The sequence below is a fragment of the Haloferax marisrubri genome (genome assembly GCF_001469875.2).
Taxonomy (GTDB): domain Archaea; phylum Halobacteriota; class Halobacteria; order Halobacteriales; family Haloferacaceae; genus Haloferax; species Haloferax marisrubri.
This window is the reverse complement of the sequence record NZ_LOPW02000005.1, coordinates 21,508-47,596: the sequence shown is the minus strand read 5'-3', so window position 1 is coordinate 47,596 and position 26,089 is coordinate 21,508. Positions and strand designations below refer to the sequence as shown.

The following is a 26,089-nucleotide window of genomic DNA, read 5'->3' as shown; positions in this document are numbered from 1 at the left end:
CGAAGCGAGCGCAAACCCGAGGCTCGCGAGTCCGACATGAGAAACTCGCTCCGCAATCGTCAGGTAGTCGCCCGCGGAACTGCCCTCATGAGCGAATCCGATGTCCGCGTGGCGGTCACCGAGGGCGAACGTGACGACGCCTTCGCCGTCCGAAAGGCCGTCTTCGTGGACGAACAGGGCGTCGACGAGGAACTGGAGTGGGACGAGCACGACGACCCCGACGCCGAGGCGGTCCACTTCGTCGCCTACCGCGACGGCGACCCGGTCGGCGCGGCCCGCCTGCGCGAGTACGAACCCGGCGTCGGCAAAGTCGAGCGCGTCGCCGTTCTCGACTCGGCCCGCGGCGAGGGCTGGGGGCGGCGACTCATGGACGCGCTCGAAACAGAGGCGCGCGAGCGCGGGTTCGACTCGCTTCTCCTCCACGGCCAAACTACGGCAGAAGGGTTCTACCACGGCCTCGACTACGAGACGACGAGCGACGAGTTCGACGAGGCCGGCATCCCGCACGTCGAGATGCGGAAGTCGCTGTAGCCGACGCCTAGTCCTCCGAGACCGACTTCTCCACCGGCCGACTGCGACGGTCCTCCCGCAACTGGAAGCCGTCGGCCTCCTCGCGGGCGAGCAGTTCGCGCTGGGGGTAGGGAATCTTGATTCCCTCGCGGTCGAACGCGAGTTTCACGCTCCGAAGCACCTCGGCTTTCGCCTGCGCCCGGCGCGGGGCCGAGGGGTTCGTAATCCAAAACCGGAGTTGGAGCCCGATTGACGAGTCGCCGAACGTCGTCGGCATCACCTGCGGTTTCGGCACCTCCTCGACGAACTGGAGACCGGAAAGCGCCTCCTCCGCCACCGACTCGGCGTGTTCGATGTCCGCCTCGTAGTCGATGCCCACGTCGAGGCGGAGCCGGAGACGGTTGCGCTTCGTCCGGTTGGTTATCTTCGCGTTCGTCACGCGGTCGTTGGGGAAGACGACCGTCTCACCGTCGGCGTTGCTCAGCCGGGTGTTGATGATGGTGATGTCGGTGACGATGCCCTCGGCGTCGTCTATCTCCACCCAGTCGCCGAGTTCGAACGGCCGAGAGAACATCAGCACGAAGCCCGCGATGAGCGACCCGAGGGTCTGTCTCGCGGCCATGCCGACCACGATGCCGAGGAATCCCGCGCCGACGAGCAGGCCGCCGATTCTGACCTGCCAGACCGTGAGCGCCGCCATCCCGACCGCGAGGAGGACGACCAGTTGGAGGACGCGGAAGACGATGCCCTGCTGGTGGGCGTTGATGTTGTCCGATGCGGTTGCGTAGGAGTCCAGTTTCTCTTCGAGGACGTTCGTCCCGACGAGCGCCCCCGCGAACAGCGCGACCGTAGCCCCGAGTTTCGCGGCGTTCGGCACCGCGACCGCGAGGACCTCGGTGAGGTCCGCGGCGAGGCCGGTGTACCCCCAGAGGAGCAACAGCGACAGCGTCGCGACGACGAACACGGCGAGTTGGAGCGTCCGAACGATGACCGTCGCGGGGAACAGCCACGCCGCGTCGGTGACGGCGTCCGGTACCCGCGGGTGGGCCAGCACCCGCGTTCGGAACTCGGCGGTCGCCCGCGAGACGAGCCGCGGCGCGAGAAAGACCGCGATACCGAGCGCGAGCGCCACGAGCGCCGCCGAGATGCCGAGTCGTTCTTCTGTCGAAACGAACTGTACGAGCGTCGAGCGGAGGTCCTGAAGCCACGTCGCCACCTGCCCCGAACCCGCCGCACCCCCCTGTGGTGCCATCCTACCGTGTGCGGTGGGCCAGAAAGTAAAAGCGTGACGGAGCGACACTCAGGAGTGAGAATCAGTCGACGGAGAATTCACGTCGGCTACAGCCGCTTCGAGACGTACGGCCCAGTCCCACCTTTTTCCGAGACTCGCTTCGCTCGTCTCGCAAAAATCTGTCTTCGGGAGCGACTGCGACCGAAGGCTCGTGAGGGTCAGCCTCACGGTGGACCAAAAATCCAACTATTCCTTACAGCCGCTTCGAGACGTACGGCCCGTCCTGATGGTAGCCGAGTTTCTGCTTGTAGTACTGCCGGACGCCGATACCCGAAATGACCGAAATCTTGTCGTAGCCGGCGTCTCGGGACAGTTCCTCGGCGTGCGCGAGGAGCTTCTTCCCGTAGCCCTTGTGCTGCCAGTCGCCGTCGGCACCGATGCCCGCCTCGGAGCCGTACACGTGGAGTTCGCGGACGAGCGCCGCGTCCTGAAGCTCGCGGCGGACCGGGTTGCCGGGGAAGCGGAGGCGACAGAAGCCGACCAGCAGGTCCTCGACGGGGTCCTCGAACGAGATGAAGTGCTCGGTCCCGCCGGCGACCTCGTAGGTCATCACGTCGAGTTCGATGCGCTCTGGGTCCGGGTCGGCCTCGTTCATGCCGACCTCGCGGGCGCGGATGTCCCGCTGGACGATGCCTCGTTCCTCGGCGCGCTGGGCGGCCAGTTGCCGGAGGTTCGACTTCCAGACGCCGGCGTCGATGAAGTCCGCGGGGATGTCCCGCTGGACGCGCTGGAGGCGGGTGTACTTCGGAATCATGCCCATGACCTCCGCGACGATGTCGGCGGCCTCCTCGTTGTTCAGCGGTTCGTACTCGTCGCGCCGCCACATGTCGTAGGTGATGGTGTCGCGGACGATGAGCGTCGGGTAGATTTTGAGGTAGTCGGGCCGCCAGTCGCTGTTTTCGAACAGCTGACGGAAGTCCTCCAGACACATCTCCTTGGTCATGCCCGGCTGGCCGGGCATCATGTGGAAGCCGACCTTGAACGCCGAGTCGCGGAGGCGGCGGTTGGCGTCGATGGAGGCCTGCACGCCGTGGCCACGGTGCATCTCGCGGTTGATGCGCTCGTAGGTGGTCTGGACGCCGACTTCGACCTTCGTCGCGCCCAAATCGAGCATCCGGTCTATCTGCTCGGGGTCGCACCAATCCGGCTTCGTCTCGAAGGTCGTCCCGATGTTGCGGATGTCGTTCGTCTCGTTTTCCGCGATGACGTCCTCGATGTACTTGAACTCGACATCCTCGGGGTCGGGCTTGAACGACCGGTCTTCGGCCGGTTCCGGTTCCTTGTCGAGGTCGTAGTCGTTCATGGCTTCGAGCGCCCGCTTGACGAACCACTCCTGGTAGTCGTGGCTCCGGGCGGTCATCGTTCCGCCCATCAAGATGAGTTCGACCTTGTCCACGGGGTGGCCGATGTGTCGAAGCTGTTCGAGGCGGAGCGTGACCTGCCCGTAGGGGTCGTAGTCGTTCTGGACGCCGCGGGCGGCCGCGGGCTCGTGACCCGTGTACGACTGCGACGAGGAGAACTCGCTGGCTGGCCCGCCGGGACAGTAGAGGCACTTCCCGTGGGGGCACATGTGCGGCGAGGTCATGATGGCGACCGGCGAGACGCCGGAAGCGGTGCGGACGGGCTTGCGCTGAACGACCTCTTTGACCTCCTCGCGGCGGTCCTCCGGGGCGTACTGCAGAATCTCGGCGTTCTTCGGGACTTTCGGCGAGGAGTGTTCCGAACAGGCGTCGAGCTTTGCCGATTCGAGGTCGTCGCGGTCGACGTCGCCCGCGAGGATGCGCTCAACGAGCGCCTCGCAGGTCCGTTCGAACGCCTCGGACTCCGTCTCGGTCTCGGCGCTCACGGACACACCTCCCGTTCGGCGACGTGGTGGCGGTTCATGGGCGCGAATCGGGTCGTTTCGTGGATAAGCGTGTCGCTCGGGAGGCTGGAATACAGCCCTCCGTCGAACCGCGCGAGGAGGAGTCTGGATTGCGGCTTAGAACTGCTCGGCGGCGGCGTCGAGGACGGCTTCGAGCGCCTCGTCGCGCGCGCCGGTCAGGAACTCGATACGACCTTCGCGGATGCCCGCGGCGGCAAGGCCGGCGGCGGGCGCTTTCTCGGCGGCCGATTCGACGACCGCGCGGAGGTCGAGGTCGCCCGTCGAGCGCAGGTAGAGTTCGTCCATGCCGAGCGCGACGGTCACGAAGGCGTCACCCTCGCGGGTGCGGCGGTGGAGTTCGTCCACGAGCAGGCCCGTCGGCGGGAAGTCGAAGCGGTGACTGTAGGCGTCGGAGTCGAGGACGGCCGCGGAGATGGCACCGACGTCGCGGCGTTCGAGGTTCGCCTGCGCCGTCTCGATTTCGTCTTCGAGCTTGATGCGGAACTGCTCGGAGACGTGGCCGGCGAGGCCCTCGTCGGCGTCGAACAGCAGGTCGGCGATGAGTTCGCGCTTGTCCTGATAGGATTGGTAGTAGGCTTCCAGCGCGACGGCCTCACGGAGTTCGCGGACGCGGTCGGCGTCGAAGCCGTGCGACTCGGCGAGGTCGAGGTACTGCTGCGGGCAGTTCTCCCAGTAGCTGACGGCGGGGAGGTGCGACACGTCGTCGCGGATGTCCTCGTTGACGGCGACGGAAAGCGTGGAGGCGAGCGCGCCGACCGAGAGGTCGCGGGCGTCGGCTCCCTCGCGGGCGGGGTTGACGAGCACGTCGACTTCCTCGGCGACCTCGTCGTCGGCGGGCGCGGCGTCGACGACGACGCGCTCGGAGCCGTAGACGCCGAGCAGGCCGAGACCGTCGAGGGACTCGGCGGTCGAGCCGGCACCGAGGAGAAGCACGAGCGGGAGCTTCTCGTCGTGGCGGTCGCGGTCTTCGAGCATCCGCGTCACGTCGTTCGTGGCGGCGTCCATACCGTAGACGGCCTCCTCGAGCGGGCGACGGGTGAAGTAGTGGTACTCGGCGTCGTCGCGGGGGTGCTCGGCGCGGATGAGCGGGAGCACGGCGCGCTCGACGGCGGCACCGGCGACGTAGCCGTCGGCGGTGGCCGTGTGGCGAACGACGATGGGGCGCGATTCGAGGACGGCGCGGCGGATGGCCTCCGCGGCGTCGAGCAGCGACTTGCCGACGGCGGCGACCGGCTCGTGGGCCGCGAGGGGCGCGACGGCGTCCGGACGGGCCTCGTCCGAGAGGGCGTCCGCGAGGCGCTGGGCCACGGTGTCGGCCTCGTCGCCGTCGAGAATCGTCAGCTCCTCGGTCTCTATCTGGAGTTCGCCGCGGCGGCGCTCGACCTCGCCGTCGATGCGGACGTAGTCGCCCACTTCGACTTCGGGGTACGCGCGGACGCCGGCCTCGACGAAGGCCGCGCAGTCGGCGATGGCCGTCTCGTCGCGGAGTTCGAACACCGTCGGGCCGCCGGTCTGGCGGACGCTTGCGATTTCGCCCTCGACGCGAATCACGTCGCCGACGCGGTCGTCGATGCTGGCGAGCGTCACGCGCTCTGCCTCGTCGTCCTCGGCGTCAGCTTCGGTCTCGACGTCCTGCTCGGCGTCGGTGTCGTCCTGTTCGGGCTCCGATTCGGGCTCGGCCTCGCTCTCCGGTTCCGCTTCCGCTTCGACGTCCTGCTCGGACTCGCCGTTGGCGGCGATGTCGTCGACGACGTCCCCGGCGGTCGGCGCGCGGTCTTCGTCTCCGGCGTCGGACTCGGACGCGGCGTCCTGCTCGGGTTCGGGTTCGGCTTCCTGTTCGGGCTCAGATTCGGCTTCCTGTTCGGGTTCGGACTCGGTCGTCTCGGACGACGTGCTCGCGCCGACGGGCTTCGTCGTCTTGCCCGTCTTCGGGCGCGTCTTGACCGTCGCCGGTCCGCTGCTCTCGGCTTCCTTCTCGACCGGCTGGCCGTCGGCGTCGCCGTCGGGGTCGTGGATGCGAGCGCCGCGGAACTCCGAGTCGGACTGGCGAATCGACCAGCCGAGGTCGATGTTGCCGTTGTCGCGGACGTTCTTCACCTGGACGAACACCTCGTCGCCCGGCTCCCATTCGAGGGATTCGAGGCGGCGGTCGAGTTCGCTGCGGTGCAGTAGTCCGGTCACGTTCGAAGCGAGGTCGACGAAGACACCGAAGTCGGCGTACCCGTCGACGGTGCCTTTGTAAAATCGGCCGGGGACGAGCTGGTGGGGGCTATTGCCCCGGAATTCGAACCAGACGTCCTCCTCGTGCGTAATCCAATCCATTGCGTTGAGCAAACAACCCCTAACTAAAACGATTGTCGAAAAACGCTCAGGCGAGATTGGCGCGTGCGCGGGCGGGAAAACGGCGCTCAGTCGGTCGAAACGGCGGAAATTCGGGTCGCGTTCGGCTCAGACGAGCGCGAGCGCCGCGGCGAGTTCCGAGAGTGCGCGGAAGCCGCCGAAGGCGTAGCCGAACACCACGCCGGCGGGGACGGCCGCGGCGAGCGCCGCCTTCGGAACCGTCGTCTGGTGGACCTCGCTGATGCCGACGACGAGGAGGACCGCGCCGTAGACGGCGCACAGCGCGCGGACGCCGGGAATCGGGAGGCTGGCGAAGGCGCACGGCGCGGCGGCGTAGGCGATGACCTGCACCGTCTCGCTCACCCCCGCGCGGCGGGACAGAAGCGGGATGAGAAGCGCCGTCTGGATGGCCGCCGTCAGGTGGAGGAGCGCCGGCGCGACGAACAGCGCGACGACGAGCAGGGCGACGAGCGCCGAGACGAGCGGGCCGCCCTCGATGGCCGGAATCGTCGCCGGCGCGAGGGCATACCCGAGGCCCTGATAGACGAGCGCCACCGCGATAGCGAACACGAGGCCGGGCGCTTGGTCGCCGGGAGCGACGCCATTGCGGAAGAACTGGCGGGGGCGAACGACCACGGCGACCCACGCGCGGAGGAGGCCGGTCAGCCCGCGGTCGCGGCCCTCCCGTGGGGTTTCGACCCAAGTAGTCACGCTAGCCTCTAGTCCCGCCGGAGGGTATGACAGTTCCGGCACCGCGCCTCGTAGGACTCCTCCGCGCCGACGAGGATGGTCGGGTCGTCGACGTGGGCCGGCTCACCGTCGATGAGTCGCTGGTTCCGGGTCGCCGGCTCGCCGCAGATGGTGCAGATAGCTTGGAGCTTGTCGACGTACTCGGCGAGCGCCATCAGTTGGGGGACTGGCTCGAACGGTTCGGCGCGGAACGTCTGGTCGGTTCCCGAGACGACGACGCGCTTGCCGTCGGCGGCCAGCGCCTCGCACACGTCGACCAACTCGGCCGAGAAGAAGTTCGCCTCGTCGATGGCGACCACGTCCTCGCCGTTGAGTTCCTCGGCGATTTGCCAGACGCCCTCGCCCTCGGAGGGGACGACGCTCGCCTCCCACGAGCGCCCGGCGTGGGAGCCGACCGTCGTCTCTCCGTAGCGGTCGTCGAGTTGGGGCTTGAACACCGAAATCTCCTGCCCGGCGATTTCGGCCCGGCGGAGGCGTCGGAGAAGCTCCTCCGTCTTCCCCGAGAACATCGACCCGGAGATGACCTCTATCCATCCGCTCTGCGTGATGGCGTGCATATCCTGACTGGGGGACGAGGAGCGTCAAAACGATTGTTCATCTGCCGCGACGGTCGGGCGTCGGGACGGGTCGGCTCCGCGGAACGTTGACGGGGTCGAGACGGCGCAGTCGGGGCGGCGCGCGACGGCGACTCAGTCGTCCGCGCCGACGTTCTCGCCGCTCTCGAACGTCGGTGGCTCCGGCTCGATGTTGGCGTAGACGACCGCGTCGCGTCCGAGTCGTTCGACCCGCTCGCGCAGGTCCGCGTCGGCGATGTCGTCGCCGTCGAACGACGAGGAGACGCGAGGCATGGCGACCTGATGGGGGAGCACCCACGAGTTCAGCGACCGGCAGACCGACCGGAGGTGTTCGAGGGCGGTCACGGGGAACGAACCGCCGGCGACGGCGAGCAGGCCGACGGTCTTCTCGCCGAACTCGTCGAAGCCGCAGTAGTCGAGAGCGTTCTTGAGGACGCCCGAGTAGGAGGCGTGGTAGACCGGCGTTCCGAGGATGACCGCGTCAGCGCCGTCGACGACGCGGCGGAGTTCCGCCGAGTCGCCCTGTTCGTCGTAATCGGCGTCGAGCGGCGGGAGGTCGTACTCGCGGAGGTCCACGAGTTCCGTCGTGCCGCCGGCGGCCGACGCGCCGGCGAGGGCGGATTCGAGCGCCAACCGGGTGTAGCTGTGGTCGCGGAGACTGCCGCAGATGGCGACCACGTGTGGCTGCGTCATATCCTGTGTCTCCGCGAGCGCCCTGAAAACCTCGTCGGCCGCACTCGGGCGTGGCTGGCGGGCGCAACACACACCACGCCAGGACGCGAACACCGTCCGTGAACGTCGTTTTCCACGTCTCCAGCGCCGACCTCGGCGACTGGCGACACGCCATCCGCAACGTCCGGAACCTGCTCGACGACGAGACGGTCGAGACTGGCGAGGTCACCCTCCTCGCCAACGGCGACGCGGCGCTCCTCTTTCTCGCCGACTCGCCCGTCCGCGACCGCCTCGACCCGCTGTTCGAGGCCGGCGTCCGCTGTTGCGTCTGCCAGAACTCTCTCGACGGCCGCGACATCGACACCGACCGACTGGCCGACGGCGTGGCGGTCGTTCCCTCTGGTGTCGGCGAACTCGTGACGCGACAGGCGGCGGGCGACGCCTATCTGAAGGTGCCGTAGGAACTGCCTGGGTGCGACGTTACTTCGCCAGCGAGACGCGGACGCCGTCGTCGCCCTCCGCGACATCGACCAACCCGTCGGATTCGAGGTCGTCTACGAGACCGCGGAGCCACTCCGCTCCCGTGTTGCCGCCGTAATCGACGCGGACTCGCGGCCCTAACTCCGAGAGGCCGAGTTCGTCGTACTCGCCGAGGATTCTGACGACCCGGCCGCGGAACTGCCGCCTGCTCCCCTCGAAACTCGGCTGGGTCGGCACGTCGGGCGCGGTGAAGTCGCCCGTCTCGTAGGCGTGACAGAACCGTCGCCACGGACAGCCGGACTCGTCGCAGGTGGGCGTCTTCCCGCAGGCGACCCCGCCGAGTTCCATGATGGCGTTGTTCCAGACGCGGGACTCGCCGTCGGGCATGAGTTCCGAGGCGGCGGCCTCGAACGCCGCGTCGTCGTCGGGGACCGCGAAGGCGCGGTGGAGGACCCGCTTGACGTTGGTATCGACCACCGCGTCGCCGTTGTTGAACGCGAAGGAGGCGACTGCGTTGGCGGTGTAGGGGCCGACGCCCATGAGTTCCGAGAGGCCGTCGGGCGTCCGGGGGAACTCGCCGCCGTGGTCCTCTTCGACCTGCCGGGCGGCCTCGTGGAGGTACTTCGCGCGGTTGTTGTAGCCCAGTCGGTGGTTCGTCCAGAAGCCCACCACGTCGGCGCGGTCGGCCGCCGCGAGGTCGGCCGTCGTCGGCCACTCGTCGAGGAACGCCTCCCACGCCTCGACCACGCGGCCGAGTTGGGTCTGCTGGCTCATCACCTCGGAGACGAGAATCTCGTAGGGGTCGTCGGTGCGCCGCCACGGGAAGTCCCGGTGGTCGGCCTCGTACCACTCGGTGAGTGCGGACTGGACTGCTTCGCGGTCGAGGTCTGCGGGGAGTTCGGACGGCGCGTCGCTCATCGCCCCGGCTTGGGACGGCCCGCGTTTAGCCGTGGCGATGCCGAGTGGTTATCAGACGACCGCGTTCATGAGCGTCACTTCGTACGTGGTCCCCTCGTACGCCACGAGTCGGGCACCGTAGCGGCCCCCGCTCCACCCGGGAGTCTCGTCAAGCCGGTCTTTGAGCGCGGCGAAATCGTCGGAAAGCGGTTCGCACTCGTCTATCTCTCCGTCGATTGCGCGCTCGAACACCGCGCGCTCGCCGTCGGAGAGGTCGTCGAGCGGAACGACGAGTTCCTCGTGAACGAACGCGACGAACGCCGCTCTGTCTTCGCCGACCTGTTCGAGCGTGTATCTGTCGGTCTGTTCTTCGACGGTTCGCGTCTCGCCCACGGCGACCTCGAACGGTCGCCCATCGTAGCGTACCCAGACGGTTCCGGCGTCGATGAGTCGAGAGTCGGCACCGTCGGGATAGACGTACGCGTATCCAGTTGCGAACCCTTGCGGGCCGTCGCCGTTCTCGAAATCTTTGCTCGGATACGCGGCGAGGAACGCCTCGCGGTCGGCCTTCGGGAGTTCATCGAAGTCGAAGACCGTCGCCCCGGTCGGCGGCGACTCGTTTCGGTCGTATTCGATTTCGACCTCGCGAGCGGTGCGTTCTCGCGTCTCGATTCGCTCGCGTTCGACGCGGTAGTACGCGCCGTCGTGTTCGACGTAGTCGCCCGAATCGAGCGGGAAGTGGTCGTACGTACTGTACGTGGCCTCGCCCTCGCTGGCCGCAGTTGCGACGAGGCGCGACACCGTCTCAGCGTGCTCGTGGAAGTCTTGGATGACGGTATCGACCAGTTCCGGGTCGGAGAGTGCCGTCGCTTCGAGCGAGTAGCTGGAGGTACAGCTATTGCCGGGGAGCCCGCCGAGACAGCCCGAGAGAAGGGTAGAACCGGCCACGAGGCCGCCGAGGAGGGAGCGTCGGGAGAGTTCCGGAGACATGCGCGGAAATTGCCGAATCACCAGTAAGTGTCTTCTGTCGGGGACCGCCGACCGAACGGCGGACACGCACAACGGACCGCTACCGCGGTCGAAACGCGTATCCCCGTGACGGCCCCATCGCCGGGCGATGACGCTCGACGAACTCACAGACGACGTTGACGCGGCCTACGGAGACCTCGGCGACAGCCTCGACGTGTCGCTCGACCGCGAGACGCGACACGAACTCGCCATGCTCGTCGCCCTGTTCGACCCCGACGACGCGGACGAACTCGTCCGCCGGGCGGTCCACGCGCTGTTCCAGTCGGAACTCGACCGCGGCCAACTCGACTTCCACCTCCGGCAGGGCTACGACGTGACCTACGACGAGTACCTCGCGGGGATGACCTACGAGGAGATGACCGGACAGTCGCAGGCCCCGCCGCGGGACGACGTGCGCCGCTACCAGATGTAACCGCGGGCGAGAGCGACCCGACTCAGACGATTTCGGCTTCGATTTCGACGCCGTCGATGCGGCGGTAGCGGTGGGAGCCGTCGTCGCCGTCGCGGACGACTTCGAACGCCCGGAGGAGCACCACCAGTCGCTCCTCGCCGAGGTTGGCGCGGAGGACGACGCCCTCGCCGGTGACGACCACGTACGGCGGAGACGCGACGGGCGGGGCGGCCATCGGTCGGCCGGTGGCCGTCACCGCGTCGGCGAGGGCCCGCGGCAGTCGGGAGAGCGCGCCGGAGCCGTCGAGCGCGCGCCTGAACGGCGGCATGACGCGGTCGCGGTCCGCCACCGAATCACCGTCCCACTCCGCGGCGACGGCGGTGGCGCATTGGCCGACGACGGTCAGCAGTCGCTCGTGTTCGTCGCGGAGCACGCGAGCGGCCTCCTCGGCGAGTCCGGCGTGAGATGTCACGTCAGTCACGAACCGAGGTGGGTCGCCACCGGATAAAAACCTCCGCGAGTGCGCCCGGTTCCCGGACGCTTTTTGCCGGCGCGGGCCGCCAGTACGCACATGGAACTCGCCGCCATCGAGGAACTCATCGAATCGCACATCGAGGACGCCGACGCGACGGTCTCGCGGCCGCGAACGGTCGACGAGAACCACGAGGACGACCACTACGCCGCCGTCGTCGTCTCGCCCGCCTTCGAGGGGAAGACGCTCGTCAAGCAGCACCAACTCGTCTACGACGCCCTCGGCGACCACATGACGACGGACATCCACGCGATGGAACTGAAGACGTACACGCCCGAGGAGTACGCGTCGCTGGAGGAGTGAGCACCGCCGCGACCGACGAACTGAGGAAAAGGGACCGGACCGAAAAGCGACCGGACCGAAAAGCGACCGACTGACTGAACCCGACCGAATCTGAACGGCCCGCTCAGAGGTTCGCTTCCGGCGCGTCGAGGTCGGCCGATTCTAACGACCGATTCTGGAGCGTCTCGCCGGTGGTCGCGTCGAACAGGTGAACCGCGTCCTCGGGGATGCGAGCGACGACGGACTCGCCGGCTTCGACCCGGCGCATGCCGCCGACGGTGGCGACGAAGCGACGCTCGCCACCGAGTTCGAGGTAGACCGCGTTCTCGTTACCCATCGGTTCGACCACGTCGACGGTCGTCTCGTAGGCGTGGTCCGCGGCCGCGTCGCCGATGACTTCGACGTCTTCGGGGCGGATGCCGAGCGTGACGCGCTCCGAACCCTCGACCGCCTCCGCGGACTTCGCGGAGAGGTCGTAGGAGAAGGCGTCGCCGACGAGTTCGTCGCCCTGCACGTCCATCTCGAAGAAGTTCATCGACGGCTCGCCGATGAAGCCCGCGACGAACCGGTTCGCCGGGCGGTGGTACGCCTCCAGCGGCGTGGCGACCTGCTGGAGTTCGCCGTCGTTGAGGATGGCGATACGGTCGCCCATCGTCATCGCCTCCGTCTGGTCGTGGGTGACGTAGACGGTGGTGACGCCGAGGTCCTCCTGCAGGCGCTGGAGTTCGGTCCGCATCTGCGAGCGGAGCTTGGCGTCGAGGTTGGACAGCGGTTCGTCCATCAGGAACACCTCGGGGTCGCGCACGATGGCGCGCCCGAGGGCGACCCGCTGTTGCTGGCCGCCGGAGAGTTCGCCGGGCTTGCGGTCGAGCAGGTCGGCGATACCGAGCATGGACGACGTCTCCTCGACGAGTTCGTCGATGTCGGCGTCGGCCATCTCGGTCGACTCCTCCAGTCCGAAGCGCATGTTCCCGCGGACGGTCATGTGCGGGTACAGCGCGTACGACTGGAACACCATCGCGATGTCCCGGTCGCGCGGCGGGCGGTTGTCCATTCGGTCGTCGCCGAGGCGAATCTCGCCCTCGGAGACGGTTTCTAACCCCGCAATCATGCGGAGCGTGGTCGATTTGCCGCACCCCGAGGGACCGACGAGGACGAGGAACTCGCCGTCCTCGATGGTCACGGAGGCGTCGTCGACGGCGACGACTTTGGAGCCGCCGTCGTCGAAGAACTTCGATACGTGGTCGAGCGTGAGGTCAGCCATGGGTCTGTGTGCGTGTCGTGGTGGTCGTCTGCGATGCGACGAGAGGGGTGCGACGGCGGCGGCGGCCGACCGCGACGCGTGCGAGTCGGTTCATGTGTTGCCTGCGACCCCCTTCGCGAACTTGTCCCCGAACAGAACGTAGACGAGCAACGTCGGCAGGGCGGCGACGAACGCGCCGGCCATCTGCGTGTTGAACGTCTGGATGATGCCGCCGGTGAGTTCGTTGAGCGCGATGGTCGCCACCGCCGCGGGGCCGGACCCCGAGGGGATGATGATGAGCGCGAACAGCAGGTCGTTCCAGACCTGCGTGAACTGGTAGATGAGCGTCACCGCGAACATCGGCATCGAAAGCGGGAGCACGATGCGGCGGTAGATGGTGAACGCGCTCGCGCCGTCGAGGCGAGCGGCCTCCAGCATCTCCGTCGAGAGCTTCTTGTAGTAGCCTCGGAACAACAGCGTCGTGATGGGAATCCCGTACGCCGTGTGGGTGATGATGAGGTTGATGATGCTCGCGTAGTGCGGGTGGGTGGCGAGTTCGACCGTCCCGAGGACGGGCACCTGCGCCGAGAACACCGTGATGTCGAGAACCGGCGCGAGCAACTCCTGGGTGTCCACGATGGCCCAGAGCCGCGACAGCGGGATGAGAACCGCCTGGTACGGGATGAAGATGCCCGCGATGAACAGCGCGACGACGCCGAGTTGGCCGCGCCACTCGAAGTTCGTGAGGCCGTAGGCGGCGAAACTGCCGAACAGCGCCGACAGCACCGTCGCCGGCACGGCCAGCATGATGCTGTTGAGGATGGCCGACGACAGCGTGTTGAGGGCGACGCCGAACGGTTCGAGCGTGAAGCCCTCGACCGTCGGCGGCACGAACGGCGGCGACGTGGCGAACTCGGCTTCGGTCTTCAGCGCGGTCATCAGCCCCGATTCGAGGGGCGACAGGTAGAACGCCACCAGCCCGACGAGCGTCGCGTAGAGGGCGACGCGCAGCGGGTCGATGGCTTCGAGGTCGACGCCGACTCGCTCTGCGAGGTCGTCGCGGACGCTCATAGTTCACCCCGCCGGTACTCGCCGTAGAGGTACGGCGCGACCACGGTCAGTGCCACGAGGAACAGGATTACGGCGATTGCGGAGCCGTAGGCCCACTGGTTGGCGGAGAACGCCTGTCGGTACATCATCGTCGAGAGGATGTCCGCCGTCGGTCCGGGGTTGCTCCCGAACAGGACGTACAGGAAGTCGAACGCCTTGAGCGCGAACACCATGAGGACGACCGCGGCGCTCACCGTCGAGGCGCGGAGTTGCGGCAGGATGACCCGCCGGTACATCCGCAGGATGGACGCGCCGTCGACCCGCGCGGCCTCGTACTGGTCGTTCGGAATCGCGCGGAGCCCCGCGAGGTAGACGACCATCGCGTAGCCGCTGAACTGCCAGAGCAGCGCGAAGATGACCGCGAACAGCTTGAAGTAGAACGTGTCGGGGACGAGCGGTATCGCCCCGAGCGCGCCCGTGTCGATGCTGCCGGTGAGCCACTTCGACGCGACGAAGTCGAGGCCGATGCTCCGCAGGAAGGCGTTGATGAGCCCCGAATCGAAGTTGTACATCCACCGCCAGAACACCGCCGTCACGACGAACGACAGGCTGAACGGCAGGAGGTAGATGGTACGGAACCAGTTTTCGAACCGGATGCCGCGGTCGACGAGGATGGCGAGGCCGAGCCCCCCGGCCAACGAGAGGCCGGTAAAGGAGATGAGGAGCACGAACGTGTTCCGGGTGGCGATCCAGAACTGGCCGTCAGAGAAGGCCCGCCGGTACATCTCCAGGTCGAACGTCGAGGGGTCGTACGTCGGCAGTTGAAGCCCGCCGAAGTCGGTAAAGGAGATGACGATGTTCCAGCTGATAGCGCCGTAGACGAAAAAGCCCATCAGCAGGAACGGCGGGAGCCAAAACGGCGCGGAGCGGACCGCGTCGCTCTCGCGGAGCGACGACAGCGTCGACCCGAGGTCGAAGCCGCTCCCGGCCGTTTCGCTCCCCGCGGCGGCCGTCCCGCCGTCGGTTCGAACCGGCTGGCCGTCGTCTCGCAGACGGTCCAGGAGTCGCTTGAGGATGTGTGGTGACATAATCGGAAATGGGGAAGTGCTCCCTTACTGGAACGCCGACTGGATGGCGCTGTAGGCCGCCTCCACGTCGTAGCTGGAGATGAACGAGGCCATCGCGTCCTCGAACGCGGTGAGCGCGTTGGGGGCGACGGCGAGGCCGTGCTGAATCGACAGCGGTTGGGCCTCGGAGTTGGAGAAGTCGTCCATCTGGTTCTGGAGGAACGGCCCGAAGGCGTCCTGCGGCACGTCGGTCCGCGGCGGGATGGAGCCCTTCTTCGGGTTGAACCGCTCTTGGGCGTCGACCGAGCCGACGTAGCGGAGGAACGCCTTCGTCGCCTCGGGCGACGGGTTGTTGGTCGGCATCGGGAACGAGTCCATGTTGAGCGAGTAGAGTCCCTCGGTGCCCGGGAACGCGACGTGGTCCCAGTTGGTCTCGTACTCGAAGTCGTCCTGTGCGCGGTACATTCCGGCCGCCCAGTCGCCCTGGTGGAAGAACGCCGCGTCGCCCGAGATAATCTTCGAGTTGGCGTCCTGCCACGAGATGGAACCGGCGTCGTTCGGGTAGTACTCGGAGTACTGCTTGACGATGTCGAGCGAGTCGCGGACGGCGTCCGCGTTGGCCTCGACGTTGCCGGCGGTCACGTCGGCGTACACGTCTGCGCCGTACTCGCCGAGGAGCACCTGCGCCCAGAGCTGGCCGGTCGACCACGCGGAGTTCGTCTGCTGAGCCATCCCGACGTAGCCCGCCTCTTCGACGGTCGCCATCGCGTCCACGAGGGCGCTCGGCGAGTCGATGCTCGCGGGGTCGACGCCCGCGTCCTCGACGACCTCGACGTTGTAAAAGAGGTTGTTGAGGCGGTGGATGTTCAGCGGGACCGAAACGTAGTTACCGGCCGGCTGAGCCGCCTCTTGGGGGCCGTCGAGGTAGGCGTTCTTCATGTCGTTGTGGCCCCAGACGGACTCCTCGATGTCCTCCAGTTTGTCGGCGTCCGTGAAGGGCTGAAGGTTCGCGCCGGGCCACGCCTGCCACGTGCTCGGCGGGTCGTTGTTCAGGATGCGCTTTTTGATGACTGCGCGGAGGTTCTGGCCAGCGCCGCCCGCGACGGGGTTTTCCGTGAGTTCGATGTCCGGGTACTGCTCGTTGAAGCCTTCGAGGAGCGCCTGCGCCGCCGCACCGCCGTCGCCGCCGGTCCACCAGTGCTGCACTTCGAGCGCGTTGTACTCCGTCGAGGAGTCGGAGTCGTCACCGCTCGTCTCCTCGGTGCTCTCGGAGTCGCCGGAACCGTCCGTGGACTCCGTCGTCGACTCTCCGCCGCCGCCGGTACAGCCTGCGAGGAAGGTCGCGGCTCCGGCACCGCCGGCGAGTTTGAGATACGTACGTCGAGAAACGTCGTCCGAATCAGGTGTGTCAGTCATGATTGTTGGTCCGTGACAAGTCCGGCCAATGAATTTTACACGATTTACTTAAGACTTTCCAAATCAACAATTCGAAATCGAGTAAATTTTTTAATCATCACAAAACTGTCTGGTCACAATCGCTAGACTGCGTTTGCATACGACGAAGATTAATAATAATTCAAACATGAGTAAATTTTCATGAACGAGAGTCGGACGCACGGACCAATGGATTTTACCCCCTGCCAAAACGACCCCCGAACCATGGGCGACGATGATTATCGAATCGAGCGGGACAGTCTCGGCGAGATGGAAGTTCCTGTCGACGCCTACTGGGGCGCACAGACCCAGCGGGCGGTCGAGAACTTCCCCATCTCCGGTATCACCTTCGGGCGGCGCTTCGTCCGCGCGCTCGGCGTGGTGAAGAAGGCCGCCGCGCAGGCCAACCGCGACCTCGGCATGATAGACGAGGACGTCGCGGCCGCCATCGTCGAGGCCGCCGACGAGGTCATCGCCGGCGAACTCGACGACCAGTTCCCCGTGGACGTGTTCCAGACCGGCTCCGGGACCTCCTCGAACATGAACGCCAACGAGGTCATCGCCAACCGCGCCGCGGAGATTATGGGCGAGGGCATCGGCGACCGCGTCGTCCACCCGAACGACCACGTCAACTTCGGCCAGTCCTCGAACGACGTGATTCCGACCGCCATGCACGTCGCCTCCCTCGAAGCCGTCGAGAAGGACCTCCTCCCCGCGCTGGAGACGCTCGCCGAGGCGCTCGGCGACAAGGAAGACGAGTTCGACGGCGTCGTCAAGACCGGTCGCACCCACCTGCAGGACGCCACGCCCGTCCGACTCGGACAGGAGTTCGGCGGCTACCGCACGCAGGTCGAAAAGGGAATCCGCCGCGTCGAGAACGTGCGCGAGCACCTCGGCGAACTCGCGCTCGGCGGCACCGCAGTCGGCACGGGGCTGAACACGCACCCCGAGTTCCCGGCGAAGGCCGCGGAGTACATGACCGAGGAAACCGGCGTCGAGTTCCGCGAGGCCGACAACCACTTCGAGGCGCAGGCGGCCCACGACGCGATGAGCGAGGCCCACGGCGCGCTCCGCACGGTCGCCGGCTCCCTCAATAAAATCGCCAACGACCTCCGTCTCTTGGCGTCCGGCCCGCGCAACGGCCTCGGCGAACTCGAACAGCCGGAGAACCAGCCCGGCTCCTCCATCATGCCCGGAAAAATCAACCCGGTCGTCGCGGAGGCGGTCAATCAGGTCCACAAGCAGGTCGTCGGCAACGACGCCGCCGTCTCCGCCGGTGCCGCCGAGGGCCAAATCGACCTCAACCTCTACAAGCCCGTCCTCGCGCACAACTTCCTCGAATCGGCGAAACTGCTGGCGAACTCCTCCGAGGTGTTCGCCGAGCGCTTCGTCGCCAAGCTCGAAGCCAACGAGGAACACTGCGAGACGCAGGTCGAACAGTCGATGGCGCTGGCGACGGCGCTCAACCCCGCAATCGGCTACGACAAGGCCTCGAAGGTCGCCAAGAAGGCGCTCGCGGAGGACAAGACCGTCCGACAGGTCGCCGTCGACGAGGGCTACCTCACCGAGGAGGAAGCCGACGCGGTGCTCGACCCCGAGAAGATGACCCATCGGGGCATCCTCGGCGACGACTGAGCAGGCCAAAAACAGTCCACTTTTTGATACGTCCGGTCGAGCGGGCGAACCGCCCGGTTCGAGTCGCGTTCGCGGCGGTTTCGGTCAGTTCAGTCGTTGAGACGGTTATATTTACTCGGCTCTCGGTAGCAATCGCACACCGGCTCCGCCGTGACAGACACTCCCGAGAGAGGAACTGTCACGAAATCTCTAAAATCGGTATTTTGAAGCTTGGTTTTGACGATTATACCAGTATGGCCGGACTGCAAAAGCAGCGGGCCCGCGGGCGAGACATGTTGGAGTGTCGAGGTTGTGGGGCCGTATTCCCGGAGGGACGAGCGACGAACGACGGGTGGACGTACGTCTGTCCCGAGTGTGAACAGGTGGAAGGTATCGGCGACGGTCTGCGCCGTCTCTGACGGCAGACTGAATCCTTTTTTACTCCCCCCGAACGCAGGGAGTACCAATGACCGAGTACGACTACGACTACGAGGACCTCGGCCTCGTGGCTGGGCTGGAGATTCACCAGCAACTCGACACCGAGACGAAGTTGTTCTGCGGGTGTCCGACCGACCTCCGCGAGCCTGACGAGGCGGCGCGCACGTTCACGCGCTTCCTCCACCCGACCAAGAGCGAACTGGGCGAACTCGACGACGCCGCGCTCGAAGAGAGCCGCGTCGAACGCGAGTTCGAGTACCTCGCCTACGACTCGACCTGTCTGGTCGAAGAGGACGACGAGCCGCCGCACCGCCTCGACCACGAGGCGCGCACGGTCGCCATGCAAATCGCCGAACTGCTCGACATGAACGTCGTCGACGAGGCGCACGTCATGCGCAAGCTCGTCATCGACGGCTCGAACACCTCGGGCTTCCAGCGCTCGTCGCTCATCGCGCAGGAAGGCGAGATTCAGACCAGCGACGGCCCCGTCTCCGTCGTGGACCTCATGCTCGAAGAGGAGTCCGCCCAGCGCGTCGAAGAGCGCGACGACGGCGTTCTCTACAGTATCGACCGCCTCGGCATCCCGCTCGTCGAAATCGGCACCGGGCCGGACATCTCCTCGCCCGAGCAGGCGCGCGAGGCGGCCCAGACCATCGGCATGCTCCTGCGCTCGACCGGGAAGGTCAAACGCGGCCTCGGCACCATCCGGCAGGACGTGAATGTCTCCATCGCGGACGGCGCGCGCGTCGAAATCAAGGGCGTGCAGGCGCTCGACCAAATCGACGAAATCGTCCGCTTCGAGGTCGGCCGACAGGCCGAACTCGTCGAGATTCGCGACGAACTCCAGTCGCGCGACGCGTCCGTCGGCGACGTGGCCGACGTGACCGGCGTGTTCGAGGACTCGGACTCCGGCGTCATCCGCGGCGCGCTGGACGCCGGCGGGAAGGTCACGGCCGTCCCGCTGTACGGCTTCGACGGCCTCGTCGGCCGCGAACTCCAGCCCGACCGCCGCCTCGGCACCGAACTCTCCGACCACGCCAAGCGCCACGGCGCGGGCGGCATCTTCCACACCGACGAGCTCCCGGCCTACGGCGTCACCGAGGCCGAGGTCGAGGCGCTCCGCGAGGCGGTCGACGCCGGTCCCGAGGACGCGGTCGCCATCGTCGCCGACGACCCCGAGACGGCCGACCTCGCCATCGACGCGGTCGCCGAGCGCGCCGAAGTCGCCATCGAGGAGGTCCCCGAGGAGACCCGCGGTGCCAACGACGACGGCACGACGCGCTACCTCCGTCCGCTCCCCGGCGCGGCCCGGATGTACCCCGAGACGGACGTGCTCACCGTCGACCTCGACCCGAGCGACGTGGAGACGCCCGAACTCCTGACCGAGAAGGTCGACCGCTACCAAGCCGAGTTCGGTCTCGACGCCGGCCTCGCAGAACAGGTCGCCTACGGCCGGAAGATGCCGCTGTTCGAGGAAGCCGTGGACGCCGGCATCGACGCGACGTTCGCGGCGGGCCTGCTCGAATCGACGCTGACCGAACTCCGCCGCGACGACGTGCCCGTCTCCGAACTCACCGACGACCACCTGCTCGCGGTCATGCATCTCGTCGAGGACGGCGACCTCGCCAAGGAAGGCGTCAACGACGTGCTCGCCACCATCGCCGAGGACCCGAGCCTCACGGCCGAGGAAGCCGTCGAGGAGGCCGGCCTCTCCGGCGTCTCCGAAGACGAGGTCCGCGAGGCCATCGCGGAAGTCGTCGAGCGCAACGCCGACCAGGTCGAAGAACAGGGCATGGGCGCGTTCTCGGCGCTCATGGGCGAGGCGATGGGCGCGCTCCGCGGCAAGGCCGACGGCGGCGTCGTCAGCGACGTGCTCCGCGAGGAGATTCAAAAACGGGCCTGAACGTCGAGCCTTCGGACCACATCCAGTTTTCTCTCCGTTCTCACGTCGTCGAGCGCCCGCCACCGCGGACGAACCGCCGCCAGCCCCACCGGCCCGCGTACTCGACGCCGGCCGCGACGAGGAGAAGAACCAACAGCGCCGGCCCGACGAAGAGGAACATCCCGAGCGCGTCCGTCTCGCCGCGGACGTGGAGGAACGCCCACCAGACGAGTTCCGTGACGCCGAACAGGCCGACGAGCGGCGCGACCAGCCCGCGGCGGGCGAACAGCAGGGCCGCGACGACGACGAACCCGGCGAGCAAGAGGAACGAAAACCCGAGGAAGCCAGCCGCGGCCAGCGGGTCCTCGACGAAGCCCGAGGGGAACGCGTCGGTGGCGAGTCGCGCCGCGGTCCAGACGGCGAGCGTGGCGAGGGCGTAGCCACCGCCGAGGAGCGCGGGCGTCAGGAAGCTTCGGGCGCTCCGAGCGCGGGTCGCGTAGACGACGCCGACGGTGACGAGGGCGGCGGCGACGGCGACGACGTGGGTGAGAAGCCAGTTACCGAGCACCGGGTCGGGCGAGCCGGGCATCTCACCGCACCTCGATTCGCGTCATCGACTCGTCGGCCATGGCGGCCAGTCGCTCGACGCGCTCGTCGGTCGAGGGATGGGTCGAAAGCAGGTCAGACACCGGGTCTTCGACCTCGACCTCGCCGTACACCCACAGCGGCGACAGGCCGAACCCCGGCCGGGCGGCCCGCTCTAACTTCCGCAGGGCCGACGCGAGCGCCATCGGCTTGCCCGTCACCTCGGCCGCCCGCGCGTCGGCAGCGAACTCCCGCTTTCGCGACTGCGACCGGACGAACACGGTGAGGCCGAAGCCGAACAGGCCGACGAACTCGTCCAGTCGGAGGCGAATCCGTCCGGCGAGCGTCTCGTGCCACGACCCCGGCCGGCCGCGCATCCACGCCGAACCGAGGGCGACGCCCGTCGTCAGGAACGTCACCGGCGAGACGAACAGGTAGCCGACGCCGACGACCGTCTGGAGGACGCTCGCCACCAGCGACTGGACCAGCCCGTCTTTCCGTTCGAGGTGTGCGAGTTCGTGCGCGAGGAGCGCCTCGAACTCGTCGGCGTCGAGGAGGCGGAACAGCGTGGCGTCGAGGACGACCACGTCGCGGCCCATCGGGTCCAGCGCCATCGCGTTCGGCGCGGAGAAACGCGCGAGCTTCAGCGTCGGCGGATCGAGGTCCATCCGCTCGGCGAGGCGGTCGCGCAGGCGGTGGACCGACGGCGACTCCGCGGGCGACATGTCCCGCGCGTCGAGTTGGCTGAGCAGTCGTACCGTGCCGAAGCGGAAGCTCAGGTAGCCGAGGACGACGGCGACCGCGACGCCGACGACGGCGGCGGTCACGGGGTCGGGGCGAAGCCGCCAGAGCGTCACCACCGCGAACGCGCTGAGCGCGCTGAGCGAGAGGTAGAACGCGAGGACGACGACGCCGACGACGACCATCGGGAGGCGGGAGCGGCGCGGGGGCGATGCCATCTCGCGTGAGGATACGGCGTCGGGTCGCAAAAGCGGTCTGGCGCGTCGGGGGAACGAACTCGTCGGGCGCGGCCGGGCGAGCGCGCCGCCCGGACCGCCGGCACCGCTACTTTCTCCACGGGGCCGGCCGAAGGGGGGCCATGCAGTTCTTCGAGGATTTCGCGGTCGGCGACACCCACGAGTTCGGCGAGTACGACGTGACCGAATCGGAGATTCTGGCGTTCGCCGAGCAGTACGACCCGCAGTGGTTCCACACCGACCCGGAGCGCGCCGAGTCCGAGTCGATGTACGGCGGCGTCATCGCCAGCGGCTGGCACACCACGTCGATGACGATGCGCCTGCTCGTGGACGGCTTCCTCGCCGATTCGGCGTCTCTCGGCGCGAAGGGCGTCGACGAACTTCGCTGGTGGAAGCCGGTGTACCCGGGCGACACGCTCGTCGTGGAAAACGAGGTGTTGGAGACGACCGCCGAGACCGACAGTCGCGGCCTCGTGGAGATTCGGACGACGACCCGCGCCGAGCGCGAGTCGGGCGAGGTAGAGAAGGTCTGTTCGTTCGTGAGCTACGTGATGTTCGCCCGGCGAGACGGCGACGGGGAGTAGCGCGGACGCGTCAGTTCTCGTCGTCGCGGAAGCGGTCCGGGTCGCGGACGGCCTCGGCGGCGCGGCGGAACACGCCGGTTAACGTCGCGGCCTCCCGCTCGGTCGGGTGGGCGCGACCGAGCAGTCGGCGCATCATCCGCGAGGTCTTGGTCCGCTTGTGCTCGCGGTAGTCCACGGCGTCCAGCAGTTCGTCGAAAAAGCGGTAGACGACCTCGATTTCGGCCTCGGAGGCGCGCTCGCGCTCCACGTCCGGGAGTTGCGTCTCCTCGACGGTGAACCGGCGAAGCTCGTACATGAGAATCGTCGCCGCCTGCCCGAGGTTGAGCACGGGGTAGCGGTCGTCGGCGGGGATGCAACAGACCTCGTCGAGCATGGCCAACTCCTCGTTGTCGAGGCCGGTCCCCTCGCGGCCGAAGACGAGCGCGGTCTTCGTCTCCACCGACTCCAGCGAGTCGGCGATTTCGACCGGCGTCTTGAACGGGTAGCGGATGTGCCGGGTGGAGTCCTCGTGGGAGACCGCGGTCGTCCCGATGGTGTGGAACTCCTCGACGACCTCCTCCAGGGTCGTCTCGGTGGCGTTCGGGAGCACGTCCTCGCGGGCGTGGCCGGCGAAGCCGTAGGCCTCGCCATCGGGGTCCAGCTCCGGCGGGTCGACGAGGCGGAGGTCGTACATGCCGAAGTTCTTCATCGCCCGCGCGATGGTCCCGACGTTGCCGGGCGTCTCGGGTTCGACGACGACGACGACGAACTCGCGGTCCCCGGCGGAACCGGCGTCTGGGTCGTCGCTCATTTCGTCGGGTAGTCCGTGTCGAGGTCGACACCGTCGAGGTCGTCTTCGGTCAGGGGCGTCGCGTCCTCGTCGTCCGCGTCGGGGCCGTAGTCGCGGAGGTTGATGCGCTCGCCCTCGACGAAGTTCTCCTCCAGCCGGCGCTGAATCTCGTTCGCGTCCGGCGGCGACGGCAGTTCGTCGGGTTCGGTGTCGACGTACTCCAGTCCGCCGTAGCCGTCGGGTGCCCGGCCGCCGGCGGCGAACCACTCGTGGAAGGCGTCGGCGAACACCGCGTCGCCGACGAGGTCGCGGCCGTCCTCCTCGCGGAACCAGTAGAGGAAGTCCGGTTCGTGCTGCTCGCAGAGGAGCACCTCCTCGCGGGGCTCGCCGTAGACGATGGACGCCTGTCGGCAGTTCTGAATCTCCTCGTCGCCGTGGACCAGATAGCAGGCGTCGCACGGCTCCTCGACGAGCGAGACGAGGCGCATGAGTCGCTCCCGGGGGTCCTCGGGAATCTCGTCGAGCGGTTTGAACTCGCCCTCGTCGGTGAATATCTCGGACTCTTCGAACCGCCATCCGCGGAGTCCGACGCTGACCTTCGCCATGGTCCGAGGTAGCCGAGCGGCGGATAAAAATGGCGTGATGCCGGTCAGCCGTCCGCGAGAGACGGCGAGCCGCCACCGCGGGGCGACTCGACGCGTCTTCCGCGACCGGTCGGCATATGTTCGTGTGGTCCAACCGGCGGGTATGCGAACCGTCGATGCGGCAGGACTCGAAATCGGCGACGACCACCCGCCGCGAATCATGGGTGTGCTGAACGTCTCCAAGGAGTCCCCGTACAAGCCGAGCGTGTTCAACGACCCGAGCGAGGCCGCCGAGTACGTCGACCGCGAACTCATCGACGAGGGAGCCGACATCGTCGACGTCGGCCTCGAATCGGCGAACAAGCGCCTCGACGTGCTGTCTGCTGAAGACGAACTCGACCGGCTCGACACCGCGCTTTCGGTCCTCGACAGCGTCTCCGGCGACGCCGTCTTCTCCATCGAGACGCGATACCACGAGGTCGCCGAAGCGGCGCTCGACGGCGGCTTCGACATGGTCAACGACATCTGCGGCTTCGCCGACCCGGAGATGCCCCGCGTCTGCGAGGAGTTCGACGCCGCCGTCGCCAAGATGGCCAGTCCCCCGGACCTCACCCGCCCCGGCGCAATAGAGGAAGTCGACGACATCTACGACGCCCTCGAACTGAACGGCTTCACCGACAAGACCATCCTCGACCCCGCCTTCGGCGGCTGGTCGGAGGCGAAGACGCTCGAACACGACCGCGAGACGTTCGACCGCCTGCGGGAGTTCCGCGGCTACGGCTACCCCATCTTGGTCTCCATCAACCGCAAGAACTTCCTCCGGGACGTGGCCGGCCGCTCGACCGAGGAGGCCCTGCCCGTCAGCCTCGCCGCCACCTCGATGGCGGTCGAACGCGGCGTGCACATCGTCCGGACCCACGACGTGAAAGAGACCCGTGACGCCGCCCTCATCGGCCACGAGTTCAAGCGCCGCCGCGTCCGCGAACCCGGCGACGTATCGGTCGAAGAACTCGACGTGACGACGCCCGGCGAGGCCGCCAGACACCTCGACCGCGTCGGTGCGAACCGCGATGTCGCCGCCGAGAGCGTCACGCGCGTCTTCGAACTGGAGGGGCTCGGGGCCGACGACCGAGAGGCTCTCGCCGCGGCGGCCGGCGATGCGGGAGCCGTCCTCGCCGCTGGTGACACCGGCGCGCTTCTGGTCGGGAGTCCCGCCGCGCTCGCCCGGGTTTCGACCCTCGTCACGGACGCCTCCGACGCCCTCGAAGCCGCCTTAGAGACGGTCGAGCGGGCGACGAACTGACTGGTACGGTATCGCGTACCAGACCCGTCTATTCGTCTGACGTTCGGCAGACGTTGACCGTTCTACTAAGAGAAAACTTATACCATCCGACTCTAAAACGGTCCTGTGGACGCCGGAAGGGCACGCGGGTAGGGGTACACGAGTGCCATTCCGGCCCATACAGTTACATTCTGAGCGACAGCTACACCATGGATTTCACCACGTGGGAACCCGTCTACGAACGGATTCTCGACGATTTCGGCTTCGACCGAACCGGCGATGAACGCGCCAGAGACGCGCTCGCGGACCTCGTGAGCCCCTTCGACCGCGACCGACTGGACTGGGCGGGCGCGACCGTCGCCGTCTGCGGGGCGGCCCCGACGCTCGACGGCGAACTGGACCGACTCGACGACCCCGACGTGGACGTGGTCGTCGCCGCCTCCACCGCCGCCGACGCGGTCCGAGACGCCGGATTCGACCTCGATTTGATGGTGACCGACCTCGACAAGAACCCCGAGACGGCGGTCGAACTGACCGAGTCCGGGGTCCCCGTCGCGGCCCACGCCCACGGCGACAACCTCCCCGCGGTCCGCGAGTGGGTGCCGCGGTTCGACGCCGACCACGTCCTCGGGACGACGCAGGCGGCCCCGGTCGGCCCCGTCGTCAACTGGGGCGGCTTCACCGACGGCGACCGTGCGGCCTTCATCGCCGACGAACTCGGTGCGAAACGGCTCGTCTTCGCCGGGTGGGACTTCGACGACCCGGCCGTGGACGCGATGAAAGCACAGAAACTCCGGTGGGCAGAGCGCCTGCTCCGGTGGCTCGAACGACGCCGCGGAGAGCGTTTTTCGGTTCTCGATGGTCGGCGCGACGGCATCGACTCGCTCCCCTGAGAGTCCCGTTCTCACGCCCGCTCGTCGGTGTGGTCCCGCCTGTCGGTGCGGCG

The 26,089-nt window shown here is 67.5% G+C and carries 27 protein-coding genes; 10 read left to right on the top strand and 17 right to left on the bottom strand.

The genetic code is table 11. The annotated features are described in order from the left end of the window. Positions 1–87 precede the first annotated feature (87 nt). Positions 88–531, top strand: coding sequence for a GNAT family N-acetyltransferase (locus tag AUR65_RS04650; RefSeq protein WP_058568935.1), 444 nt, complete (start codon positions 88–90; stop codon positions 529–531). A gap of 7 nt (positions 532–538) precedes the next feature. Here the strand turns inward: AUR65_RS04650 and AUR65_RS04645 are convergent, their stop codons facing one another. The 6 genes from AUR65_RS04645 to AUR65_RS04620 form a co-directional block, all read right to left on the bottom strand. Further along, positions 539–1,762, bottom strand: coding sequence for a mechanosensitive ion channel family protein (locus tag AUR65_RS04645; RefSeq protein WP_058568934.1), 1,224 nt, complete (start codon positions 1,760–1,762; stop codon positions 539–541). Between the two features lie 232 nt (positions 1,763–1,994). Next, a complete protein-coding gene (locus AUR65_RS04640) occupies positions 1,995–3,653 on the bottom strand; it encodes a tRNA uridine(34) 5-carboxymethylaminomethyl modification radical SAM/GNAT enzyme Elp3 (RefSeq protein WP_058568933.1) in 1,659 nt (552 codons plus the stop codon). A 129-nt stretch (positions 3,654–3,782) separates the two neighbouring features. Continuing rightward, positions 3,783–6,008, bottom strand: coding sequence for a DHH family phosphoesterase (locus AUR65_RS04635; RefSeq protein ID WP_058568932.1), 2,226 nt, complete (start codon positions 6,006–6,008; stop codon positions 3,783–3,785). Between the two features lie 126 nt (positions 6,009–6,134). Then, positions 6,135–6,662 carry a YIP1 family protein gene (locus AUR65_RS04630; protein ID WP_084816547.1) on the bottom strand — a complete coding sequence of 176 codons (528 nt, stop codon included), beginning with the start codon at positions 6,660–6,662 and terminating at the stop codon, positions 6,135–6,137. 83 nt (positions 6,663–6,745) lie between these two features. Further along, on the bottom strand, positions 6,746–7,333 hold the full coding sequence (locus tag AUR65_RS04625) for a thymidine kinase (protein ID WP_058568930.1): 588 nt from the start codon (positions 7,331–7,333) through the stop codon (positions 6,746–6,748). A 132-nt stretch (positions 7,334–7,465) separates the two neighbouring features. Next, positions 7,466–8,044 carry an NADPH-dependent FMN reductase gene (locus AUR65_RS04620; RefSeq protein WP_058568929.1) on the bottom strand — a complete coding sequence of 193 codons (579 nt, stop codon included), beginning with the start codon at positions 8,042–8,044 and terminating at the stop codon, positions 7,466–7,468. A 98-nt stretch (positions 8,045–8,142) separates the two neighbouring features. Here AUR65_RS04620 and AUR65_RS04615 point away from each other — a divergent pair, with 98 nt between their 5' ends. Further along, positions 8,143–8,484 carry a DsrE family protein gene (locus tag AUR65_RS04615; RefSeq protein ID WP_058568928.1) on the top strand — a complete coding sequence of 114 codons (342 nt, stop codon included), beginning with the start codon at positions 8,143–8,145 and terminating at the stop codon, positions 8,482–8,484. Positions 8,485–8,503: 19 nt separating this feature from the next. On the opposite strand, the gene AUR65_RS04610 is transcribed toward AUR65_RS04615, so the two are convergent. Together AUR65_RS04610 and AUR65_RS04605 are read right to left on the bottom strand one after the other, a co-directional pair. Then, positions 8,504–9,421: an HhH-GPD family protein gene (locus tag AUR65_RS04610; protein WP_058568927.1), complete on the bottom strand. Its 918-nt coding sequence runs from the start codon at positions 9,419–9,421 to the stop codon at positions 8,504–8,506. 51 nt (positions 9,422–9,472) lie between these two features. After that, positions 9,473–10,390 (bottom strand): hypothetical protein, encoded by a 918-nt coding sequence (locus tag AUR65_RS04605; protein WP_058568926.1) that lies wholly within the window; start codon positions 10,388–10,390, stop codon positions 9,473–9,475. 127 nt (positions 10,391–10,517) lie between these two features. Here AUR65_RS04605 and AUR65_RS04600 point away from each other — a divergent pair, with 127 nt between their 5' ends. After that, positions 10,518–10,841, top strand: a complete 324-nt coding sequence (locus AUR65_RS04600) for a hypothetical protein (RefSeq protein ID WP_004969267.1) — start codon at positions 10,518–10,520, stop codon at positions 10,839–10,841. Positions 10,842–10,863: 22 nt separating this feature from the next. On the opposite strand, the gene AUR65_RS04595 is transcribed toward AUR65_RS04600, so the two are convergent. Further along, positions 10,864–11,301, bottom strand: a complete 438-nt coding sequence (locus AUR65_RS04595) for a hypothetical protein (RefSeq protein ID WP_058568925.1) — start codon at positions 11,299–11,301, stop codon at positions 10,864–10,866. Between the two features lie 90 nt (positions 11,302–11,391). On the opposite strand from AUR65_RS04595, the gene AUR65_RS04590 reads away from it, so the two are divergent. Continuing rightward, positions 11,392–11,655 carry a BolA family protein gene (locus tag AUR65_RS04590; protein ID WP_058568924.1) on the top strand — a complete coding sequence of 88 codons (264 nt, stop codon included), beginning with the start codon at positions 11,392–11,394 and terminating at the stop codon, positions 11,653–11,655. 103 nt (positions 11,656–11,758) lie between these two features. Here AUR65_RS04590 and AUR65_RS04585 read toward each other — a convergent pair whose 3' ends face one another. The 4 genes from AUR65_RS04585 to AUR65_RS04570 all read right to left on the bottom strand — a co-directional run bounded on the left by AUR65_RS04585 (position 11,759) and on the right by AUR65_RS04570 (position 16,410). After that, positions 11,759–12,898: an ABC transporter ATP-binding protein gene (locus tag AUR65_RS04585; RefSeq protein ID WP_058568923.1), complete on the bottom strand. Its 1,140-nt coding sequence runs from the start codon at positions 12,896–12,898 to the stop codon at positions 11,759–11,761. 90 nt (positions 12,899–12,988) lie between these two features. Further along, positions 12,989–13,948, bottom strand: coding sequence for a carbohydrate ABC transporter permease (locus AUR65_RS04580; RefSeq protein WP_058568922.1), 960 nt, complete (start codon positions 13,946–13,948; stop codon positions 12,989–12,991). After that, on the bottom strand, positions 13,945–15,015 hold the full coding sequence (locus AUR65_RS04575) for a carbohydrate ABC transporter permease (RefSeq protein ID WP_058568921.1): 1,071 nt from the start codon (positions 15,013–15,015) through the stop codon (positions 13,945–13,947). The genes AUR65_RS04580 and AUR65_RS04575 overlap by 4 nt, the downstream gene beginning before the upstream one ends. 24 nt (positions 15,016–15,039) lie before the next feature. Further along, the gene (locus tag AUR65_RS04570; protein ID WP_058568920.1) at positions 15,040–16,410 is read right to left on the bottom strand and encodes an ABC transporter substrate-binding protein; all 1,371 of its coding nucleotides are present in this window, start codon (positions 16,408–16,410) and stop codon (positions 15,040–15,042) included. A 243-nt stretch (positions 16,411–16,653) separates the two neighbouring features. On the opposite strand from AUR65_RS04570, the gene AUR65_RS04565 reads away from it, so the two are divergent. From AUR65_RS04565 to gatE, 3 genes are all read left to right on the top strand, one after another. Next, positions 16,654–18,063 carry a class II fumarate hydratase gene (locus AUR65_RS04565; protein ID WP_058568919.1) on the top strand — a complete coding sequence of 470 codons (1,410 nt, stop codon included), beginning with the start codon at positions 16,654–16,656 and terminating at the stop codon, positions 18,061–18,063. 233 nt (positions 18,064–18,296) lie between these two features. Next, on the top strand, positions 18,297–18,461 hold the full coding sequence (locus AUR65_RS20500) for an HVO_2901 family zinc finger protein (protein ID WP_332888737.1): 165 nt from the start codon (positions 18,297–18,299) through the stop codon (positions 18,459–18,461). 47 nt (positions 18,462–18,508) lie between these two features. Further along, the gene (gatE, locus tag AUR65_RS04560; protein ID WP_058568918.1) at positions 18,509–20,383 is read left to right on the top strand and encodes a Glu-tRNA(Gln) amidotransferase subunit GatE; all 1,875 of its coding nucleotides are present in this window, start codon (positions 18,509–18,511) and stop codon (positions 20,381–20,383) included. Between the two features lie 40 nt (positions 20,384–20,423). On the opposite strand, the gene AUR65_RS04555 is transcribed toward gatE, so the two are convergent. Beyond that, entirely contained in the window at positions 20,424–20,951 is a 528-nt protein-coding gene (locus tag AUR65_RS04555) for a hypothetical protein (protein ID WP_058568917.1), read from the bottom strand. A gap of 1 nt (position 20,952) precedes the next feature. Next, positions 20,953–21,873 (bottom strand): M48 family metallopeptidase, encoded by a 921-nt coding sequence (locus tag AUR65_RS04550; protein ID WP_058569133.1) that lies wholly within the window; start codon positions 21,871–21,873, stop codon positions 20,953–20,955. Positions 21,874–22,046: 173 nt separating this feature from the next. On the opposite strand from AUR65_RS04550, the gene AUR65_RS04545 reads away from it, so the two are divergent. Then, positions 22,047–22,508, top strand: a complete 462-nt coding sequence (locus AUR65_RS04545; RefSeq protein WP_058568916.1) for a MaoC family dehydratase — start codon at positions 22,047–22,049, stop codon at positions 22,506–22,508. A gap of 10 nt (positions 22,509–22,518) precedes the next feature. On the opposite strand, the gene AUR65_RS04540 is transcribed toward AUR65_RS04545, so the two are convergent. Beyond that, positions 22,519–23,298 (bottom strand): RNA methyltransferase, encoded by a 780-nt coding sequence (locus tag AUR65_RS04540; RefSeq protein WP_058568915.1) that lies wholly within the window; start codon positions 23,296–23,298, stop codon positions 22,519–22,521. Further along, positions 23,295–23,882, bottom strand: a complete 588-nt coding sequence (locus AUR65_RS04535) for a hypothetical protein (protein WP_058568914.1) — start codon at positions 23,880–23,882, stop codon at positions 23,295–23,297. The genes AUR65_RS04540 and AUR65_RS04535 overlap by 4 nt, the downstream gene beginning before the upstream one ends. Positions 23,883–24,024: 142 nt before the next feature. On the opposite strand from AUR65_RS04535, the gene folP reads away from it, so the two are divergent. Further along, positions 24,025–25,164: a dihydropteroate synthase gene (gene folP / locus AUR65_RS04530; protein WP_058568913.1), complete on the top strand. Its 1,140-nt coding sequence runs from the start codon at positions 24,025–24,027 to the stop codon at positions 25,162–25,164. 188 nt (positions 25,165–25,352) lie between these two features. Next, complete coding sequence (locus AUR65_RS04525; protein WP_058568912.1) at positions 25,353–26,036, top strand: 6-hydroxymethylpterin diphosphokinase MptE-like protein; 684 nt, start codon at positions 25,353–25,355, stop codon at positions 26,034–26,036. The last annotated feature ends 53 nt before the right edge of the window (positions 26,037–26,089 follow it).